The sequence below is a fragment of the Protofrankia sp. Cr1 genome (assembly GCF_963555865.1).
GTDB lineage: Bacteria > Actinomycetota > Actinomycetes > Frankiales > Frankiaceae > Protofrankia.
Genome location: NZ_CAUVXO010000545.1, coordinates 1,609 through 3,989, shown reverse-complemented (window position 1 = coordinate 3,989; position 2,381 = coordinate 1,609). Strand labels below are relative to the sequence as shown.

General features: G+C 66.9%; 2 protein-coding genes. Both read right to left on the bottom strand.

Features of this window, described 5'->3' with window-relative positions; genetic code table 11:
- Nucleotides 1–590, bottom strand: a 590-nt coding sequence (locus tag U9980_RS25500) for a MoxR family ATPase (protein ID WP_322770254.1), incomplete at its 3' end; no start/stop codon positions are given.
- 126 nt (nucleotides 591–716) lie between these two features.
- Nucleotides 717–2,318, bottom strand: coding sequence for a malate synthase A (gene aceB / locus U9980_RS25495; protein ID WP_322770255.1), 1,602 nt, complete (start codon nucleotides 2,316–2,318; stop codon nucleotides 717–719).
- Nucleotides 2,319–2,381: the final 63 nt, after the last annotated feature.

Here is a 2,381-nt window from a genome sequence, read left to right as displayed (position 1 = left end):
TAGAGGTACAGACAGCGACGCTTGAGCGCCTCGGAAAGCTCCCGCGTCGCGTTGCTGGTGAGGACCACGAACGGACGGCGGCTCGCCACAATCGTGCCGAACTCGGGAATCGTCACCTGGAAGTCCGAGAGCACCTCCAGCAGCAGCCCTTCAACCTCGACGTCGGCCTTGTCCGTCTCGTCGATCAGGAGCACGGTCGGGTCGTTGCGCCGGATCGCGGCCAGCAACGGCCTCGCCAGCAGGAACTCTTCGCTGAAAATGTCGTCATGGGTCTCGTCCCACGACTCGTCATTGCGCCCGGCCTGGATGCGCAGGAGCTGCTTTTTGTAGTTCCACTCGTAGAGCGCCCGGGCCTCGTCCAGGCCTTCGTAGCACTGGAGTCGGATCAGCTCGGCATCGGTCGCGGCAGCCAGCGCCTTGGCCAGCTCCGTCTTGCCCACACCGGCCGGCCCTTCGACGAGCAGCGGCTTGCGCAGCCGGTCGGCCAGGAAGACGGTCGTGGCGATCGCGTGGTCCGCGAGGTAGCCTGCCGCCTCCAAGCGGCTGCGGACATCCGCCACATCGGCGAAGGCATGCTCCTGTAGCGGCATATACACCTCTCGTGTACGAGCTGAGAACCGTTTCCATAGTGCCAGTGATGGGCCCGTACGGGCGACATCAGCGCGGCCGGCACCGTCGGGACGGAGGCCGCAACCGGATCACTGCACCGACTCAGATCATTCCACCTGCTCATAGGCGGGGACGGTGAGGAACTCGACGAACTCGTCCGCCAGCGCCACCCGCTCGAACAGAGCTGTTGCGTCGGCGTAGCGCCCGCCCTCGAATGTCGGTTCGCCGACGGCGGACCGGATCGCGGCCAGCTCCTCGGCCTCGATCTCCCGGACGAGATCCGCGGTCACCGGCCGGCCGTCGGCCAGGCGGGCCCGCACGGCGATCCACTGCCAGATCTGCGAACGTGAGATCTCAGCGGTGGCCGCGTCCTCCATCAGGTTGTCGATACCGACCGCGCCGACGCCCCGCAACCAGCTCTCCAGGTACCGGATGGCCACGCTGATGTTGTTGCGCAGGCCCGCCTCGGTGATCGAACCCGGGGTGTCGCGGATCGCGAGCAACTGCCGTGCCGTCACGGTGACGTCATCACGCTGCCGGTCGATCTGGTGCGGGCGCCCGCCGAGCACGGCGTCGAACACCTCGGTACAGACCGGCACCAGGTCGGGATGGGCCACCCAGCTCCCGTCGAAACCGTCGCGGGACTCCCGTTCCTTGTCGTCCCGGACCTTTGCCAGGGCACGCGCATTGACCGTTGGATCACGGCGGCTCGGGATGAACGCGGCCATCCCGCCGATGGCATGCGCGCCACGGCGGTGGCAGGTGGCCACCAACAGCTCGGTGTAGGCGCGCATAAACGGCACGGTCATGGTGACGGCGCCACGGTCGGGCAGCAGGAAGTCGGCACCACGCGCGCGGAACGTCTTCACGGTGGAGAACATGTAGTCCCATCGACCGGCGTTCAAGCCGGCAGAATGTTCCCGCAGTTCGTAGAGGATCTCCTCCATCTCGAAGGCCGCCGGAAGGGTCTCGATGAGAACGGTTGCCCGAATCGTCCCACGGGCGAGCCCGAGGGAATCCTCGGCCACGGTGAACACGTCGTTCCACAACCGGGCTTCACGGTGACTTTCCAGTTTCGGCAGGTAGAAGTATGGCCCGGCGCCAGCCGAAACCAGTGCGTGGGCGTTGCGGAACACATACATCCCGAAGTCGAACAGGGCACCGCTGACCGGTTCACCGTCGACCAGCACATGGCGTTCGGGCAGATGCCAGCCGCGTGGACGCACAATAAGCGTCGCACGCTCCTCGCCCAGGGCGTATTCCCGGCCATCCGGGCCCGTGTACACCAGGGTCCGTGTAATCGCCTCGGTCAGGTTTCGCTGCCCGGTAATCATATTTGACCAGGTGGGTACGTTTGCGTCCTCGAAATCGGCCATGAAGGCCCGTGCCCCGCTGTTGAGCGCGTTGATGACCATCTTGGCGTCGGTCGGCCCGGTTATCTCGCACCGGCGGTTGATCAGGCCCGGCGCGGGTGGCGCAACGACCCAGTCTCCGTCGCGGACGTCCGCGGTCTCGGCCAGGAAGTCCAGGCTCGCCCCGGCTGCGACGGACCGCCGGCGTTCACGACGTCGCTCCAGCAGCTCGGCCCGGCGCTCGGAAAAAGCGCGCTGCAGGCCCGCGACGAACGCGAGCGCCTCGTCGGTCAGGACCGCGGCGACGTCAGCCGGCTTGAGCCCACTGACCGCCCGCTCCACCTCAATGCCCCTCATACTCCCCTCGCTCGCCATAGCCCCGACCGCCATGCCCTCGACGTCCGTTCGTCCCACCGACCC